This window comes from Janthinobacterium sp. J1-1 (genome assembly GCF_030944405.1).
In the GTDB taxonomy this organism is placed as follows: Bacteria; Pseudomonadota; Gammaproteobacteria; order Burkholderiales; family Burkholderiaceae_D; genus Janthinobacterium.
Genome location: NZ_CP132339.1, coordinates 3234129 through 3250709, shown reverse-complemented (window position 1 = coordinate 3250709; position 16581 = coordinate 3234129). Strand labels below are relative to the sequence as shown.

The window sequence follows — 16581 nt, the reverse complement described above, 5'->3', positions numbered from 1 at the left end:
ACACTCGCTGCTTGATCATGGGTCAGTCCGATGTTTCTTCGACGACAACAATGGAACACTATGCACGAAAACTCCTTTAAATCGACCGCGCTGGCGGCATTGGTCCTGGCCCTGGCGCCAGCCCTGAGCCAGGCGTACGAAGCCGGTGTTGAGAGCGATAACGCACCAGTCGCCGCCACCCTGCCGGCCTTGATCCCGATGACCGCCCAGGTCACGGCAAAACTCCCCACCCTCGACAACCGCCTGCAAAAGACCGATCGCCTGATGAAGAATCTCAGCGACAGTTCCGATCCGCTGCGCGAAGCCGATGTCTGGGGCCGCATCCGCAGCGGCTATGCGATTCCCGACCTGAACAACCAGCTGGTTGCCAACCACGTCAACTGGTACGCCACCCGCCCCGACCATCTGGCCCGCACCACGGCGCGCGCCTCGCGCTATATCTTCCACGTGGTGCAGGAACTGGAAAAGCGCGGCATGCCGACCGAACTGGCCTTGTTGCCGTTTATCGAATCGGCCTTCAACCCGCAGGCCTTCTCCAGCGCCAGCGCGGCGGGCCTGTGGCAATTCGTGCCGGCCACCGGACGCGATTTCAACCTCAAGCAAAACATGTTCAAGGACGACCGCCGCGGCGTGATCGCCTCGACCGATGCGGCGCTGACCTATCTGCAGCGCCTGTATGACATGTTTGGCGACTGGCAACTGGCGCTGGCCGCCTACAACTGGGGCGAAGGCTCGGTGCAGCGCGCCATCAAGAAAAACCAGTCGCTGGGCAAGCCAACCGACTTTGAAAGCCTGGCCGACCTGATGCCGGCCGAAACGCGCAACTACGTGCCCAAGCTGCAGGCGGTGAAAAACATTATCGCCAACCCGGCCCAGTATGGCCTGAGCCTGCCGGTGGTCGACAACCAGCCATACTTTACCGCGATCGACAAGACCAGCGACATCGACATTACCGTCGCGGCCCAGCTGGCCGAGCTGTCGACCGACGAATTCAAGGCGCTGAACCCGCAATTCAACCGTCCGGTCATCATCGGCGGCGAAAAAACCAAGATCCTGCTGCCACAGGAAAACGCGGCCAAGTTCACCACCAACCTGGCGCAATGGGGCCATGCCCTGTCGAGCTGGACCACGCACAAGATCACCAATGCGCGTGAACGCATCGAAACGCTGGCGTCGAAATTCGGCACCACGGCCGACGTGCTGCGCCAGGCGAACAATATTCCCCAGCGCATGCGCCTGCGCGCCGGTTCGACCATCCTGGTGCCGAAGACCTCGGCCACGATGAACATGAACATCACCCAGGAAATCGCCGACAACGCCACCATGCTGTTCGAAGCGGACCGTCCGGAACGCGCATTGAAGAATGTCCGCCGCGCCGTCAAGGGCGGCAAGGTGCAGGCCGCGCCCATTTCCCTGGTCAAGCCGCGCATCCAGCGCGGCGGCGGCAACAACCGTGCCAAGGCGCGTCACTGATCTTCTGTTGATACAGCGCTGAACCCGCCGGCCGCCACAGCCTAGCTGTCGCGGCCGGTTTTACATTGCCCACCCAGCTTCCAGGAGTCGCCATGGCTTTCTTGCAAGGCAAGCACATCCTCATTACCGGCCTGTTGTCGAACCGGTCCATCGCCTACGGCATCGCCAAGGCTTGCCGCCGCGAAGGCGCCACCTTGGCCTTTACCTATGTCGGCGAGCGCTTTCGCGAGCGCATCACCGAGTTCGCGGCGGAGTTTGGCAGCGAACTGGTATTCGACTGCGATGTCGGCAGCGACGAACAGATCGCCGCCGTGTTCAGCGACCTGGCGCGGCACTGGGAGCACCTCGATGGGCTGGTGCATGCAATCGGCTTTGCGCCGCGCGAAGCGATTGCTGGCGACTTTCTCGACGGCCTCTCGCGTGAAAATTTTCGCATCGCGCACGATATTTCCGCCTACAGTTTCCCCGCCATGGCCAAGGCCGCCCTGCCGCTGCTGCAGCCGGGCGCCTCGCTGCTGACCCTGACTTACTTGGGTGCCATGCGCGCCGTGCCCTACTACAACACCATGGGCCTGGCCAAGGCCTCGCTGGAAGCCTCCGTGCGCTACCTGGCCGAGTCGCTCGGACCGCGCGGCATCCGTGCCAACGGCATTTCGGCCGGCCCGATCAAGACCCTGGCCGCCTCGGGCATCAAGGACTTCGGCAAATTGCTGGGTTTCGTGGCCGAACATGCGCCGCTGCGCCGCAATGTCACCATCGAGGAAGTCGGCAATACGGCAGCGTTCCTGCTATCGGACCTGGCCTCGGGCATCACGGGCGAGATCACCTATGTTGACGGCGGCTTTTCGCAAGTGATGGCGGTCCATCCGGAAGTAGACTGAAGCGCTGGCAGCCGGAATCTTGCGGTTGTCACTTGACAACCGAAATATTTCACCCTACTCTGGGAGGCATGCCATGGCTCGCTCTTCGCACCCCAAAAAAGACATCGAAGCGGCGTTGCGTCACGCGGAAAGCCAGGGCTGGCGCGTGGAAATCGGTGGCAGCCATGCCTGAGGCAAGATGTACTGCCCCTGGAACGATGCCCAATGCCGCTGCGGCGAGTTTTGCATCGCCTGCATCTGGAGCACGCCGAAGAACGCCACCAACCATGCGCGGGCGCTGCGCCGGGTGGTCGATCACTGTAGCGCGCAAAAAGTGATTCTTGACATCATGTACAAGAAACCGCAAAGGTAGCTGCCATGGACTATCTCTTCACGCTCAAATACCGCCTCCCGGAACAGGGAAGCGACCTCGATGCGCTGGCCGAACGGCTCGGCAGCGGCGGCTGCGACGACGCCCTGCTGGGCCTGGGCCAGCAGGGCCGGCTGGCGCTGGAATTCACGCGCGACGCCGCCAGCGCGCAGACGGCGCTGCTGAGTGCCATGGCCGACGTCAAGGCCGCCATTCCCGGCGCCACCCTGGTCGAGGCGGCGCCCGATTTCGTCGGCCTGAGCGACGTCGCCCAAATACTGGGACTGACGCGGCAAAACATGCACAAGCTGATGAACAAGTATCGCCACAGTTTTCCGGCGCCCGTGCACGAAGGCAGCACCACCATCTGGCGTCTGGCGCAAGTACTGTCCTGGCTGCAAGCCAAAGGCGGTTATGCACTGCAAGACAATCTGGTCGAACTGGCGCAGGCGACCATGCAGGTCAATCTCGCCAGGGATGCGGCAATCGCGGCGCCGTTGCCAGCCGACATCGTGGCCATGCTGCGCTAATGCGGTTTTTTACTACCGGAAATGCTACAAATCTGGCGCCCGGCGCAGGCAAACTCATTTAGAACGTGCAGAACCGTGGGAAATACGGTATAGTGTCGTTGTGCGCTGCAATATGTTTCCCTCCGCAGTGAGATGCACGATAAATTTAGCAGCTTCGCAAGCCTTAGCGCATCCTCAGGATGCCGCTTATTAAAGCCCTCCCGCCTTGTGTGTCGCACCTGACACCGTCCCGGCGCAAAGCTTTTGTGCCGAAATTTCTTTTTAGTTGAGTCATTTCGTTTTGGTTGGCGTTGCTATTTTGCGTTCTGCTTTTTGCAAGAACGCTGATTTTCACGAAAGAAAAAAGAATGACATTTGAATCCTTAGGCCTGCATCCGTCCATCATCGCCGCTCTGACCGAATCGGGCTACACCGCGCCAACCGCGGTACAGTCGCAAGCGATTCCTGCCGCGATCGAAGGCCGTGACCTGCTGGTCTCGTCGCAGACCGGTTCGGGCAAGACCGCGGCATTCATGCTGCCGTCGCTGCACAAACTGGCCAGCGCCGAACAAAGCGCCGCCGGCAAGACGCCGAACCAGGAAATGCAAGCGTCGCGCGCCCGCGGCGAGCGTCCACGCTTCAAGGCTGCCCAGCCAAAAATGCTGGTGCTGACGCCGACCCGCGAACTGGCCCTGCAAGTGACCACCAATACCGACAAGTACAGCACCGGCATCCGCCGCATCAAGGCTGTGTCGATCCTGGGCGGCATGCCTTACCCGAAACAGATGCAATTGTTGGCCAAGAATCCAGAGATCCTGGTCGCCACCCCAGGCCGCCTGATCGACCATATGGATTCGGGCAAGATCGACTTCTCGCAACTGGAAATCCTGGTGCTGGACGAAGCTGACCGCATGCTGGACATGGGCTTTATCGACGACATCGAAAAAATCGTCGAAGCCACGCCAGAAGGCCGCCAGACCATGCTGTTCTCGGCAACCCTGGACGGCGTGGTCGGCAACATGGCACGCCGCATCACGAAAAACCCGCTGGTCATCCAGGTGGCAAGCTCGAGCAACAAGCACGAAAACATCACCCAGCGCGTCCACTTCGTCGACGATCTGTCGCACAAGAATCGCCTGCTGGACCACCTGCTGCGCGACGAATCGCTGGACCAGGCCGTTGTGTTTACCGCCACCAAGCGTGACGCCGACACCATCGCCGACCGCCTGAACATCGCCGGTTTCTCGGCTGCCGCCTTGCACGGCGACATGCACCAGGGCGCGCGTAACCGCACCCTGGACGGCATGCGCCGCGGCCAGGTCAAGGTGCTGGTTGCCACCGACGTTGCCGCCCGCGGCATCGACGTGCCGACGATCACCCACGTGTTCAACTACGATCTGCCGAAGTTCCCGGAAGACTACGTCCACCGCATCGGCCGCACCGGCCGCGCCGGCCGCAATGGCCTGGCGATCTCGCTGGTGAACCACGCTGAAGGCATGAACGTCAAACGCATCGAACGCTTCACCAAGCAATTGATCCCGGTCAATGTGATCGAAGGCTTCGAGCCGAAGAAAACCGCGTCGGCGCCACGTTCGAGCGCCCGTCCAGGCGGCTGGAAACCAGGCGACAACCGCGGCGGCGCAAAACCAGGCCAACGCACGTTCAGCAAACCTGGCGCACCACGCAAGGACGGCGCCCCGAGCACCGGCGGCGGCTACAAGGGTTCGAACCCGCGCAGCACCGACGGCGCACGCCGCAGCTACGGCGACCGTTAATCACGGAAGAACGCCTCGGCTAGGTAGCGAGCAATAAAAACGGCCACCAGAATCGCTTCTGGTGGCCGTTTTTTATGTCCTGCGGCGTTTATTTCTTCGACACTTTCTGGCGCGACAGCTTGCGCAGCTTGGCCTGCTCGAAGCGCACTTTCTGCTCGTCGGTCTCCAGCACCAAGGGCGGCACGGCCACCGGCTTGCGATTGGCGTCCACCGCCACCATGGTGAAATAACAGCTGTTGGCATGGCGCACCAGGCGCTGCTGGATGTTTTCCGTTACCACACGGATACCCACTTCCATCGAGGTGGTGCCAGTGTAATTGATCGACGCCAGGAAGGTCACCAGCTCGCCGACGTGGATCGGCTGCAGGAACATCACCTGGTCGACCGACAGGGTCACCACATAGCTGCCCGAATAGCGGCTGGCGCAGGCGTAGGCGACGCTGTCGAGGTACTTCAAAATGGTGCCGCCGTGCACGTTGCCTGAAAAGTTGGCCATATCGGGCGTCATCAGGACCGTCATCGTCAGTTCGTGGGCCGACCAGTTCATCGCGCTGTCCAAAGTGTTCTCCAAAGGGAAAAGATAAAAGTGAGGGGGAATTGAAAACCGGCCTCAAGGGCCGGTGGCAGGCCTTACAGGCCCAGCGTATCGATGTCGGCCAGCGATTCGCGGCCCTTGTCGGAAATGTCGTGCCCCTCGCCTTCGGCGCGCGCCACGATATGGGCTTTCTTGCCCAGGAAGTAAGCCACCTCGGTGTCGAGCTTGGCCAGCGGGTCGGCCGCGACGGCGCGCAAGCCCATGATGCAGCGGCGCAGGAACAACAGTTGCTGCGCCTTGTCGGTGATGGACAAACGGCCATCCCTGGCATAGCTGAGCAGCTTCAGGCCCGACAGGCGCTTGGCATTGCGGGCAACGCAAGCGCTCGGGCGCTCGGTCTTGATGCCGCGTGCAACCTGCTCCAGCGCGTCATATTCATCGGTTGTTAATTTCTCGTTCTTCATTACTTTTCCATAAAAGGCCAGGTGTTCGGCCCTCATGGTACGCGCCCCGCTGCGCATCGGCAACAGGCAAGGTGATTCAGTGGCCGTGCGCGCTGCGCCCGGCCCGCTGAAATGGCGTCAACCCGCTGTTTATTTGAAGGTGCGCAACAGCAGCCAGGCCAGGCCGCAACCGGCTACCGCGCCCGTCAGTGCCAGTGCCAGCAAGCTTTTGCTGTCCAGCACAGGGCGGCGGCCCAGGTAGATTTTGTTATGCAGGGAATTGCCCATGATGGTCTCCTGTACATGAATTATGTGATGTCTCATTATAAGAACAGAATCGTGACGACCGCGTGACACACGGCAGTTCGCCGCAGCTTTGTATGCGCCAGCCTGCGCTTTGTGCGATCTCTGTTGTTTTATTGGCGTGGCGTGACGCCGCGGCGCCACGCGCTGCCTGGCCAGCCATCAGTGCATCTTGACAGGCGGTTGTGGCGGGGTGGGCTCTTCGATCGGCACCGGATCGACGTCGGGCATTTTTTCCGGCGGCGGGCTCACCGGATCGCCTTCCGGCGGCGGGACATTGTCCGGCTCAGGGGTGCTGTGGGCGTACAAATCGGGTTTGCTGTGCAGTGTATTCATGGCGTTCCTCCTTGACCAGCACTGTAACGCATGCCCAAAAATCCTGGCGCGCACAGCGTCGCGGGAACCAATCCGTTTCGTATTGCTCTAACGGTGCATGCCGACAAACGGAGCAACGATGCAGCGCAAGAAAATTCTCTTTGTCGCCGAAGCCGTCACCCTGGCCCATGTGGGCCGTCCGCTGACCCTGGCGCAAGGGCTGGACGATGCACACCACGAGGTGCACTTCGCCTGCGCAGATGGCTACGATTTCTGCTTCCAGGGCGTGCCCTTCCAGCGCTGGCGCATCGGCAGCATCCCATCGCGGCAATTCCTGCAGGCGCTGGCGCAAGGCAAGCCCGTGTATGACGAAGCCACCTTGCAAGCCTACGTGGAAGATGACCTGCGCCTGTTCGATGAGGTGCGGCCGGACCTGGTGATCGGCGACTTCCGCTTGTCGCTGTCGGTCAGCGCCCGGCTGCGCCGCATCCCCTACATTACCGTCAGCAATGCCTATTGGAGTCCATACGTGCGCCCGCATTACACGGTGCCCAGCCTGCCGCTGACGCGCCTGCTGCCCGTCTGGCTGGCAAATCCCCTTTTTCGCCTGATACGCCCGCTGGCCTTTGCCAGCCATGCCGTACCCCTGAACCGCGTGCGCCGCCGCCATGGCTTGCCCTCGCTGGGCAGCGATTTGCGCCGCATCTATACCGATGCCGACCAGACCTTGTACGCCGATATCCCGCAGCTGTTTCCACCGCTGGCCATGCCCGCCCATCACGGCTACCTGGGCGCCGTCATCTGGGCCCCACCGATGGACTTGCCGCCCTGGTGGCAGGGACTGGAGCCCGGCGAGGAGGGGCGTCCTTTGATTTATGTCACCTTCGGCAGCTCCGGCCAGTCGCAGCTGCTGCCACGCGTGCTGCATGCGCTATCGACCTTGCCGGTCACCGTGATGGCCGCCACGGCCGGCAACATCGAACTGGGCAGCGTACCGCCGAACGCCCATGTGGCGCCCTTCCTGCCGGGCGATGCGGCGGCGCGGCGCGCCAGCCTGGTGATCTGCAATGGCGGCAGCCCCACCAGCCAGCAGGCATTGACAGCCGGTGTGCCGGTGATCGGCATCGCAGGCAACCTCGACCAGTTTCTCAATATGCACGGCATCGTCGCGGCCGGCGCCGGCCTGCTGCTGCGCGCCGACCGATTCAAGGAAGACGCCTTGCGCCAGGCCGTCACGCACCTGCTCGGTAGCCCGCAAGCACGGCAGGCGGCGCGGCAATTGGCGGCGGCCTTCCAGGCCTGCGTGCCGCAGGCTCGCCTGCAGGAACGCATGCGCACCCTGCTTGCCTGAGCTCGCCAACAGGAGCGTCGGCATTTTTTACAGCCCGCCGTACAAACCCTGCCAGGCATCAACAGCGATAACGCAAGTGCTTGATTTACAAGCAAAGACCACGCTTGGCATGGAAGTCGCTAGGGAATGGCCATGAGCACCTGTCTTCAGGACTCAAACCAGACTTCCCTCTTGTCCACTCCATGCTGTGAGGTAATGAAAATGAAACTCTCCCGACTGAAACTGCTTCCCGCCGCAGCGGCGCTGGCCCTGCTGTGCGCTGCCGGCGGCGCGCAAGCAGGCGCCTACGGCTATTCCTACAACAACATCTTCGGCCTGCAACTGACGCCACTGACCGGTTCGGTCACCGCCCTGAACAGCGTGACCATCTCGCGCAGCACCGCCACCCTGAACGGCGTCAACGTGATTCAAGGCGGCGTGGGCTTCCTCGATGCGCCCCAAGCCACCGTCGGCGCCGTCACCAAGGGCCAGAACGACTTCACGCAACAAGGCCCGACCGGCACCTATTCGCGCGGCGACGCGCAAATCGTCAGCACGCAATTTCCGCCCTTCCCGGCCGGCTCCACTTCCACCCAGGCCGTCAACGTGGCCGAGGCCCACCTCGATACAGCGGGTACCGCCGACGCTTCGGGCCGCAATGGCTCGACCACCGGCATTTCGGTCGATTTCGTGGTCGGCTCGCCAACGGCTACCCTGAGCTTCGATTTCCTGGCGGCGCCGTTCATGCAAGTCTTCCTGCAACCGAATGTGGGCCTGCAGTCCAGTGCCACGGCCAATCTGGTGGTTACCTTCAGCATCACCGATGCAGCCGGCAACATCGTCTTCAACTGGACGCCCGACGGCCTGCTCGGATCCGGCATCTTCGGCGGCACGGAAGCGGCCGATTCCGCCAACCTGAATACCGGCCTGGCCACCAACTTCCTGACGAGCGGAAACCTGCTGACCTTTGATCCCACCGGCTGCGGCACGCCGACGGGCACCGGTGTGGGCACGGCTTGCGGCGGCAGCTTCAGCGCCGTGACCAATACCCTGGTTGCCGGCAACTACACGCTGGTGCTGAACCAGGTGGAAAGCGTGGATCTGGTCAAGCAGGCGGTGCCTGAACCGGGCACCCTGGCCTTGCTGGGTCTGGGCCTGGCCGGCCTGTGCTATGCCAACCGCCGCAAGGTGACCGCCTGATTATTGGACAGGGCTTTGACAGGCGGGGAAGTTTCCTCGCCTTTTTTACCGCCGCACTGTCGCTTTTCCTTACAGCCAGGCAGACAGCGGCGGACACAAGTAACAGGCCAGGCAAAGGACTTCGTATGGCATTTTTTTCCGCACGCATGGCGATTTTACTGCTGGCCCTGCCGTGCCTCGCCAACCAGGCTGGCGCGGCCGCGTATGGCTACTCATACAGCAATATCTTTGGCTTCACCATCAGCAATCCGACCGGTGCCATCACCGTGTTCAACAATATCGATGTCTCGCACACCACAGCCACGCTGGGTAGCCGCAACGTGATCCACGGCGGCGCCAACGAGATCGACGCGCTGCAAGCCTCGCTGGGCCAGGTACTCAAGGGCGAGAACGACTTCGCGCCGCAAGGCATGGGCAATGCCTCCTATGCGCGCGGCGACGCGCAAATCATCAGCTCGCAAATTCCGCCGTTTCCGCCCGGCTCGGACAGCACCCATGTGGCGAATGTGGCGGAAATACTGCTGGCTGGCACCGGCAGCGCCGATGCGTCCGGACGCAACGGCTCCTCCACCGCCTTCGCCGTCGACCTGGTGGTGGGACAGGACGGCGCCACCCTGGCGCTCCAGTTCCAGGCCGCGCCCTTCATGCAGCTCTACCTCGATGCCAGCGCCGCCACCGGCTCCTTCGCCAACGCCAGCACCGCGTTCACTTTTTCCATCGTCGACGAAGCTGGCCAGATCGTCTTCAACTGGGCGCCTGACGGCGAGCTTGGCTCCGGCATACTGGGCGGCACCGAACAGGCCGATGACGCCAATCTCAATATCAACTATGCACAGACGCCGCCAAGCAGCGGCAGCCTGTTCAGCTACGACCCCACCGGCTGCGGCACACCCACCGGCACCGGCACCGGCACCGGTTGCGGCGGACAATTTAGCGCCATCAGCGACCGTCTGGACGCCGGCAATTACACACTGGTGCTCAATATGATCAACAGCGCGCAGCTGGCGGTCATGCCCGTGACCACCGAATTGCCGCTGCCCGGCACCCTGCTGCTGCTGGCGGCCGGCCTGGCGGCACTGGCCGGGCTGGGGCGTCTCCTGGGGCCAGACGACGGCGACAGAGCTTAGCTGCCCGCCACCGGCGCCACGATCAGTTCGCTGAGCGGACGGCGCAGCGAACGGGCCTGGGCCGGTGGCCCGGCGCCGATGCGGCCCAGGAACACGGCCCGCTCGGTGTGTTCCTTGCCGAGCAGGGTGCGCGTTTGCACGGCCAGTTCCTGCGCGACTTCCTGCAAGCCCTCGGTGCGTGAAAAAATGCGCCGCTCGCGCACGTAGCGGGCGAAGATCAGCGGCGTCAGTTCCGGCTGCATCTGCAAGCCCAGCTCGGTGGCCGTCAGCCAGAAACGCTGCATGGCGCGCCCGGCGGCCACGTAATCGTCGACATGGCGCGGTGGCGACTCGGCCAGCAGCGCGAAATGCGCGGCGCAGTACCAGCCGGGCAGCAAATCCATCTGCAGCCGCGGCGCCAGGGTGCCGGCCAGCCAGGTATTGAAAAAATCCACGCGGCGCCAACTGCGCATGATCCAGCGCATCAATTTCGCCGTCATGGCATCGACACCGAGCGCCTGGTCCGGCATGCGATCGACGCTGTAGCGGGCATTCCATTCGATCACGTCGCAGTGCACCTTGTGCGCCTCGGGCATGATCAGGCGCAAGCGGGCATTGTTGAACATCAGCCGCGCGCAGGCAAATCGCGTGCGCGTGCCTTCCAGCCACAGCACGCCGAAACCGGGCGGCAGGCTGGCCGCCAGTGCCGCCTTTTCGCTGACGCGCAGGCTGCGCGTGCTGAGCTTGCGGCGCTGCACCGTACGCTGCGGCAAGAACGCCGCCAGCGGATCGGGCGCCAGGCCCGGTGCGTCAACGAAGACGGTGTCAAAGGTGGGCAGGTGCTCGGGCATGCCGGTGCGCCGCTGGGCTTGCATGCGCAAGCCATGGCGGCTGGCCGCCAGCGCCAGGCTTTCGAGCAGCGCACCCAGCGACAGCTGGCTGGGGTGGCCATCGAGGTCATACACGCAGTGGCTGCGCGTATCGAAGCCATGAACCACCACATGGCGCGCGCCGCGCACCTCGAAGCGCCAGGGCTGGGTATTGTCGCCGCTGGGCGCCCAGCGCGCCTGGTCGAGGATGTCTTCCAGCACGGCGTCGATCGGCAAGGTGGTCGCCATCAGCCGCCCCTGGCGGCGCGGCGCCGCTTGATGATGGCCATCGCCAGGCGCTGCAGGGGATGGCGGTTGCCGCCCGGACGCCAGGTATGCACCATCTTGTTGCGGTAGGCATCGAAATGCATGCCGCGTGGCGCCGCCATCACCTTGCCGCGCCCCAGCAGGATCTTCAGCGCCTCGGTGGCCGCCGCGCCCGCGCACAGCTGGCAGCCCATGATGGTCGACGGCCCGCGCCGCTCCTTCAGATTGATGGCCGACGGGTCGACCAGGTACGGGCCATGCAGTCCGGCCGGCGCCAGGCCGACCAGGAAGCGGAGCGCTTTTTCTTCCTCGGGCAGGTCGCCCCAGCCGAAATACTGCTCGAACGTCATCTGGCCCGGCAGGAAACTGAGCACGGCCGTGCCCATGCCCAGCGGCGCGGCCGTGATCGACGGTATCGCCAGCCTGGCGCACATGGCAAACGTGGCCTGGCGCGCGGGAAAGGCAAAGAAATCGAGGCCGTCCACGTACAGGTCGACGCCCTCGAAAAAATCGGCCAGGTTGGCATCGTTGATGCCGTCAGGGAACAGCTTGATGTCGAGTTCGGGATTGATGTCGCGCGCCATCTGCGCCAGCACGTCGACCTTGGGCTGGCCCAGGGTCGACACCATGGCGCCGGCCTGGCGGTTGAAATTGGCGATATCGAAGGTATCGAAATCGGCGATATGAAACGCGCCGATACCCAGCCGCGCCAGGGTCAGCAAATGCACGCCACCGACGCCGCCCATGCCGGCTATCGCCACCCGCTTGCCGCGCAGGCTGTCCTGTTCGGCCCGGGTGACCCAGCCCAGGTTGCGGGCAAATGCCGCGTGATAAGAAAAACCGTCTGTCATGCTCACCTTTCCTGATGTCCGATAAAGGACCAAGAAAGTGAGACAAACACTGAAATAAAAAGTTCCCTTGAAACCAAAAAAACTTGCGCCGTATCCAATCTGATCTAAAAAGCAAAACGGGCGGCGCGACCGGCGTCACCCGGCAGGCACCGCCCGCGATGATTGAGACTAAAGAGCTTCGCTTGGAGGCTTAGCCTTCAGGCCAACGCTTCCTTGGCCGCCTCTTCCGGCGTCAAGCCATCGTAGAACTGGTCGGTGAACCACTCGACCTGCTCTTCGATATGCTCCTGCGCCTGTTCCACCGTGGCGCCGCCGGCGACTAAAAAGCCTTCGACTTCGATACACCAGTTAATCAATTCCAGGGTTTCCGGATCGAGTTCTTCTTTCTTGGCCATCTTGCGCTTTCTGAGAGTTCGTTTGCCATCACATCGGCAGGCGCCAGTTTACCATTTCCGGCCGCGCCGCCTGCGCCTGCCATTATTTGCCGTTGTTGAGCGCCACCTTTTTCTGTTCCGGGTACAGCACCACCTGCACATAATTGTCCAGGTTCAGGTAGCGCTGGGCCGCCTGTTTTACCGCTTGCGGCGTGATGGCGCGCACCCGCTGCTCGAAGCGCAGGATCTGTGCCGGATCGCGGCCCTGGGTTACCGAGCCCATCAGCTGACTCATCCAGTAGTTGTTTTCCCGCATGGCCTTCTGCTGGCGCGTGATCCAGTTCAGCTTGACCTTTTCCAGATCAAGCGCGCTTGGGCCCTCCTTTTTCATCTTGTTGATTTCGGCAAAGGCGGCGGCGATCACCTTGTCGACGTTTTCCGGCCCGGTGGGCAGGTTCAGCGCCACCGAATAATGGCCGTACGGATGCTGGCCCATCGAGGTCTCGAAACCGCCGCCATAGATCATGCTCATCTTTTCGCGCAGCACTTCGATCACCTTCAGGTTCAGCACTTCGCCGAGCGCCTGCAAGGTCAGCTTCTGCTCGTCCGAATACGCCACGTCGCCGGTAAAAGTGATGGAAATCGTGCTTTTCGGCTCGCTGCCCATGTAGACGGCTTTTTTCACCACGCCCTGCACCGGGCGCATGCCCACGTCGCGGTAGGCGTGCGCCACCTCGGTCACCGGCAAGGCGCCCAGGTAGCTGGCGATCAGCGGCTTGATCTTGTCAAGCTCGAAGCTGCCGGTGAAGATGAAGGTCATGTCGCGCGCGCTGGAAAAGCGCTGGCGGAAGATGTCCAGCGAACGGTCGAGGTTGACCTTGTCGAAATCGGCCACGCGCGGCACGCCGTCGACGCGCGGATTGTCGCCAAACATCGTGTGCTGCACGGCGTCATAAAACACGGCATCAGGCTGCGCCAGGCTGTTTTTCGCCAGATCCTGCTGCTTGCCGATATACGACTGGAACAGGTCGGCATCCTTGCGCACGTCATGCATGTACAGATATACCAGTTGCAGCATCGATTCGACATCGGCGCTGCTCGACGAACCGCCAAAGCCTTCGCTCAGTTCGCCCAGCGAGGCGCCCACGTTGACCGTCTTGCCGGCAACGATTTTCTGCAGGTCCAGCGGCGCCAGGTCCTTCAGGCCCATGCTGCCGACAATGGCGCTGGCATAGCGGGCGTTATAGATATCGGCGTCGTCATACAGCGACTGGCCGCCGAAGCGGGTGGCGCCCATCAGCACTTGGTCGTTCTTGAAATCGGTGGGTTTCAACAAGACGCGCACGCCATTGCCCAAGATCAGCTCCGTCACGCCGATGGCGCTGTTGAGCTTCTCGCTGGCGATGCTGCCACCGGGCGGCGGGCCGTCCATCAGGCTGCCGGCCACCACTTTTTCCGTATGGCGCTCGACTTTTTGCTGCTCGGCGCTGGCGACCGCATCGAGCAACTGCTGCCGGCTCGGCACCGTGCCGCCCGGCTTGGCCTCGGCGCCCATGAAGACCACCAGTTTCTTTTGCTGCTCGGGAATGACTTTCGCCACCGTCTCGTTAATTTCCTGCAACGACACTTGCGGCAGCAATTCACGCGCATACATCAGCTCATTGGTGATGCCGGGAATCGCTTCCTGTTCCAGGAAGTTGCGCGAATACTCGGCCACGAAGCCGGCCGAATCGGATTTGTCGCGCTCGTTCCAGGCGCGCTCGTAATTGCGCAGCATGTTCTTGCGCGCGCGGTCCAGCTCGTCCTGGCTGAAGCCGAAGCGGCGCGCCCGTTCATCCTCGCGCACCAGCGCATCGACGGCCGGCTGCACGCCGCCCTTGCCCAGCAAGGCATACGCGCTGAACGATTCATAGCCGCGCACCAGCTTGCCCATGCTGCTGCCGCCCTGGATGAACGGCGGATTGGCCTGCTGCGTCAGTTCCTGCATGCGCGCGCTAAGCATCTGGCCATACAGGTTCTCGATCATCTGGCGCCGGTAATCGGCAATCGTCACCGGTTCCTGCGCCGGGCGGATCGGATAACGGATGAACACGGTGTCGTCCGCCGCTTCCTTGTCGGTGATCACCAGCGCTTCCGTCTGCGAACGCTGCGGCACTTCCGCATACAGGCGCGGGCGCGGTTTCACAGGATTTTTCAGCTTGCCAAAATGCTGCTGGATCAGTTTTTCAGCCTGTTTCGGCTCGACGTCGCCAACCACCATCACGGCCATCAGGTCGGGCCGGTACCAGTCCTTGTAGAAACGCTTGATGGTGTCCGGCTTGAAGGTTTTCAGGACCTCTTCCTTGCCGATCGGCATGCGCTCGGCGTAGCGCGAACCGTTCAGCAGCTTCGGATACAGCACCTTGTTCATGCGGTCGCTGGCGCCCTTGCCCAGGCGCGCCTCTTCCAGCACGATGCCGCGCTCGCTGTCGATATCGGCCGGATTGAATTTCAGGCCGTGGGCCCAGTCTTCCAGCACCAAAAAACCTTTTTCCAGGTTGCCTTTCTTGTTAGTGGGAATCGGCAGCACGTAAACGGTTTCATCGAAGCTGGTATAAGCGTTCAAATCGGCGCCGAATTTCACGCCGATCGATTGCAGATACGAAATGAGTTCATTGCGCTTGAAATGCGTCGAGCCATTGAAGGCCATGTGTTCGGTGAAATGGGCCAGGCCTTGCTGATCGTCGTCTTCCAGGATGGAGCCGGCTTTCACCACCAGGCGCAATTCGACTTTCTGCGCGGGACGGGCATTTTTCTTGATGTAATAGGTCAGCCCGTTCGGCAGTTTTCCGACCGTTACTTCCGGCGCCACCGGCAGGGGATCGCTCAAACGGAGTTCCGCTTGCGCCAGGGAAGCGCAGGCCAGCAGCACGGCGCCCGAGATCAGGCGTAATTTACTCAGCTTCATGTGTTCTCATAGGTAGATGCAACAAGCATACCTTACACCGAATCGCCGAAACACCGATTAAAAATAGCTTAGAGGACATACTGCGATACAAACGGCAAGCTCCTGCCCGCAGGCCTGAACTATGCTAAAGTATTGCCGCCGGTCATGTGGACCGGCACAACAATACGTCTTCGGGGCGGGGTGCGATTCCCCACCGGCGGTAAGACCGGCAACGGTCAAGCCCGCGAGCGCTTTTCAGGCATCGCTTGAAAAGGTCAGCAGATCTGGTGTGATTCCAGAGCCGACGGTATAGTCCGGATGAAAGAAGATGTGCGTCAGACCCACTGTTCGATCGCCTTGCGCGATACGGCCTGCTGCGCCTGTGCGCTTGCCCTGCAGCGTTTTTCGCCTGTGCGAGGAGCGTTTCACCATGTTAGTCAACAGCTACACCGTGCTTTCCCATGACCTTGAAGGTCGCATTCAATCCGCCCTGGCCGCCATGCGCGCCGGCGTGCCCGTCATCCTGCTCGACGATTTCGACCACGAAAACGAAGCCGACCTGATTATCTCGGCCGAAAAACTGACGAACGAGACCATGGCCCTCCTGATCCGTGAATGCAGCGGCATCGTCTGCCTGTGCCTGCCCGCCGAGACCGTAAGCAAGCTGGAATTGCCGCCGATGTCGCAAGACAACGGCAGCCGCTACGGCACGCCGTTTACCGTCTCGATCGAGGCGCGCGAAGGTGTCACCACCGGCGTGTCGGCCGCCGACCGCGTCACCACCATCCGCGCCGCCATCGCGCCCGACGCAAAACCATCGGACCTGGTGCGCCCCGGCCATGTGTTCCCCTTGCGCGCCGCGCCCGGTGGCGTGCTCGAACGCCGTGGCCACACGGAAGGTTCGGTCGACCTGTCTCGCATGGCGGGCTTGAACCCGGCCGCCGTGCTGTGCGAATTGATGAATCCGGACGGCACCATGATGCGCGGCGACGATATCGAACGCTTTGCCGAGCTGCATGGCATGCCGATCTTGACCATCGAAGAGATGGTGGCCTGGCGCCAGCGGCAACAGTAA

At 62.3% G+C, this 16581-nt stretch carries 16 protein-coding genes, 1 pseudogene and 1 riboswitch; of the genes and pseudogenes, 9 read left to right on the top strand and 8 right to left on the bottom strand.

Translation table 11 applies throughout. The features are described 5' to 3' along the window. The first annotated feature begins 60 nt into the window (after positions 1–60). From Q8L25_RS14740 to Q8L25_RS14720, 5 genes and pseudogenes are all read left to right on the top strand, one after another. Positions 61–1473, top strand: coding sequence for a transglycosylase SLT domain-containing protein (locus Q8L25_RS14740; RefSeq protein WP_308925529.1), 1413 nt, complete (start codon positions 61–63; stop codon positions 1471–1473). A gap of 92 nt (positions 1474–1565) precedes the next feature. Then, positions 1566–2354, top strand: coding sequence for an enoyl-ACP reductase FabI (gene fabI / locus Q8L25_RS14735; protein ID WP_308925528.1), 789 nt, complete (start codon positions 1566–1568; stop codon positions 2352–2354). Positions 2355–2427: 73 nt separating this feature from the next. After that, positions 2428–2706: pseudogene (locus Q8L25_RS14730) on the top strand (hypothetical protein). A gap of 5 nt (positions 2707–2711) precedes the next feature. Then, positions 2712–3233 carry a DNA-binding protein gene (locus Q8L25_RS14725; RefSeq protein WP_308925527.1) on the top strand — a complete coding sequence of 174 codons (522 nt, stop codon included), beginning with the start codon at positions 2712–2714 and terminating at the stop codon, positions 3231–3233. 347 nt (positions 3234–3580) lie between these two features. Continuing rightward, positions 3581–4987 (top strand): DEAD/DEAH box helicase, encoded by a 1407-nt coding sequence (locus Q8L25_RS14720; protein ID WP_035820280.1) that lies wholly within the window; start codon positions 3581–3583, stop codon positions 4985–4987. 88 nt (positions 4988–5075) lie between these two features. On the opposite strand, the gene Q8L25_RS14715 is transcribed toward Q8L25_RS14720, so the two are convergent. From Q8L25_RS14715 to Q8L25_RS14700, 4 genes are all read right to left on the bottom strand, one after another. After that, the gene (locus tag Q8L25_RS14715) at positions 5076–5534 is read right to left on the bottom strand and encodes an acyl-CoA thioesterase (protein WP_308925526.1); all 459 of its coding nucleotides are present in this window, start codon (positions 5532–5534) and stop codon (positions 5076–5078) included. A gap of 83 nt (positions 5535–5617) precedes the next feature. Beyond that, positions 5618–5986 carry a hypothetical protein gene (locus Q8L25_RS14710; protein WP_308925525.1) on the bottom strand — a complete coding sequence of 123 codons (369 nt, stop codon included), beginning with the start codon at positions 5984–5986 and terminating at the stop codon, positions 5618–5620. 129 nt (positions 5987–6115) lie between these two features. Beyond that, the gene (locus tag Q8L25_RS14705) at positions 6116–6253 is read right to left on the bottom strand and encodes a hypothetical protein (protein WP_308925524.1); all 138 of its coding nucleotides are present in this window, start codon (positions 6251–6253) and stop codon (positions 6116–6118) included. A gap of 177 nt (positions 6254–6430) precedes the next feature. Beyond that, on the bottom strand, positions 6431–6604 hold the full coding sequence (locus Q8L25_RS14700) for a hypothetical protein (protein ID WP_308925523.1): 174 nt from the start codon (positions 6602–6604) through the stop codon (positions 6431–6433). A 118-nt stretch (positions 6605–6722) separates the two neighbouring features. On the opposite strand from Q8L25_RS14700, the gene Q8L25_RS14695 reads away from it, so the two are divergent. From Q8L25_RS14695 to Q8L25_RS14685, 3 genes are all read left to right on the top strand, one after another. After that, a complete protein-coding gene (locus Q8L25_RS14695) occupies positions 6723–7934 on the top strand; it encodes a glycosyltransferase (RefSeq protein WP_308925522.1) in 1212 nt (403 codons plus the stop codon). A gap of 201 nt (positions 7935–8135) precedes the next feature. Then, the gene (locus Q8L25_RS14690) at positions 8136–9113 is read left to right on the top strand and encodes an EDSAP-1 family PEP-CTERM protein (RefSeq protein ID WP_308925521.1); all 978 of its coding nucleotides are present in this window, start codon (positions 8136–8138) and stop codon (positions 9111–9113) included. 125 nt (positions 9114–9238) lie between these two features. Beyond that, positions 9239–10240, top strand: a complete 1002-nt coding sequence (locus Q8L25_RS14685) for an EDSAP-1 family PEP-CTERM protein (RefSeq protein WP_308925520.1) — start codon at positions 9239–9241, stop codon at positions 10238–10240. Here Q8L25_RS14685 and Q8L25_RS14680 read toward each other — a convergent pair. From Q8L25_RS14680 to Q8L25_RS14665, 4 genes are all read right to left on the bottom strand, one after another. Next, entirely contained in the window at positions 10237–11337 is a 1101-nt protein-coding gene (locus Q8L25_RS14680) for a nitroreductase family protein (RefSeq protein WP_308925519.1), read from the bottom strand. The two genes, Q8L25_RS14685 and Q8L25_RS14680, sit on opposite strands and share 4 nt — an antisense overlap. Next, positions 11337–12206, bottom strand: coding sequence for a ThiF family adenylyltransferase (locus Q8L25_RS14675; RefSeq protein WP_308925518.1), 870 nt, complete (start codon positions 12204–12206; stop codon positions 11337–11339). The genes Q8L25_RS14680 and Q8L25_RS14675 overlap by 1 nt, the downstream gene beginning before the upstream one ends. A gap of 197 nt (positions 12207–12403) precedes the next feature. Then, a complete protein-coding gene (locus Q8L25_RS14670; RefSeq protein WP_308925517.1) occupies positions 12404–12601 on the bottom strand; it encodes a hypothetical protein in 198 nt (65 codons plus the stop codon). A gap of 82 nt (positions 12602–12683) precedes the next feature. Then, entirely contained in the window at positions 12684–15527 is a 2844-nt protein-coding gene (locus tag Q8L25_RS14665) for an insulinase family protein (RefSeq protein ID WP_308925516.1), read from the bottom strand. A 162-nt stretch (positions 15528–15689) separates the two neighbouring features. Then, positions 15690–15840, top strand: a riboswitch (FMN riboswitch). Positions 15841–15936: 96 nt separating this feature from the next. On the opposite strand from Q8L25_RS14665, the gene ribB reads away from it, so the two are divergent. Continuing rightward, positions 15937–16581 carry a 3,4-dihydroxy-2-butanone-4-phosphate synthase gene (ribB, locus tag Q8L25_RS14660; RefSeq protein WP_308925515.1) on the top strand — a complete coding sequence of 215 codons (645 nt, stop codon included), beginning with the start codon at positions 15937–15939 and terminating at the stop codon, positions 16579–16581.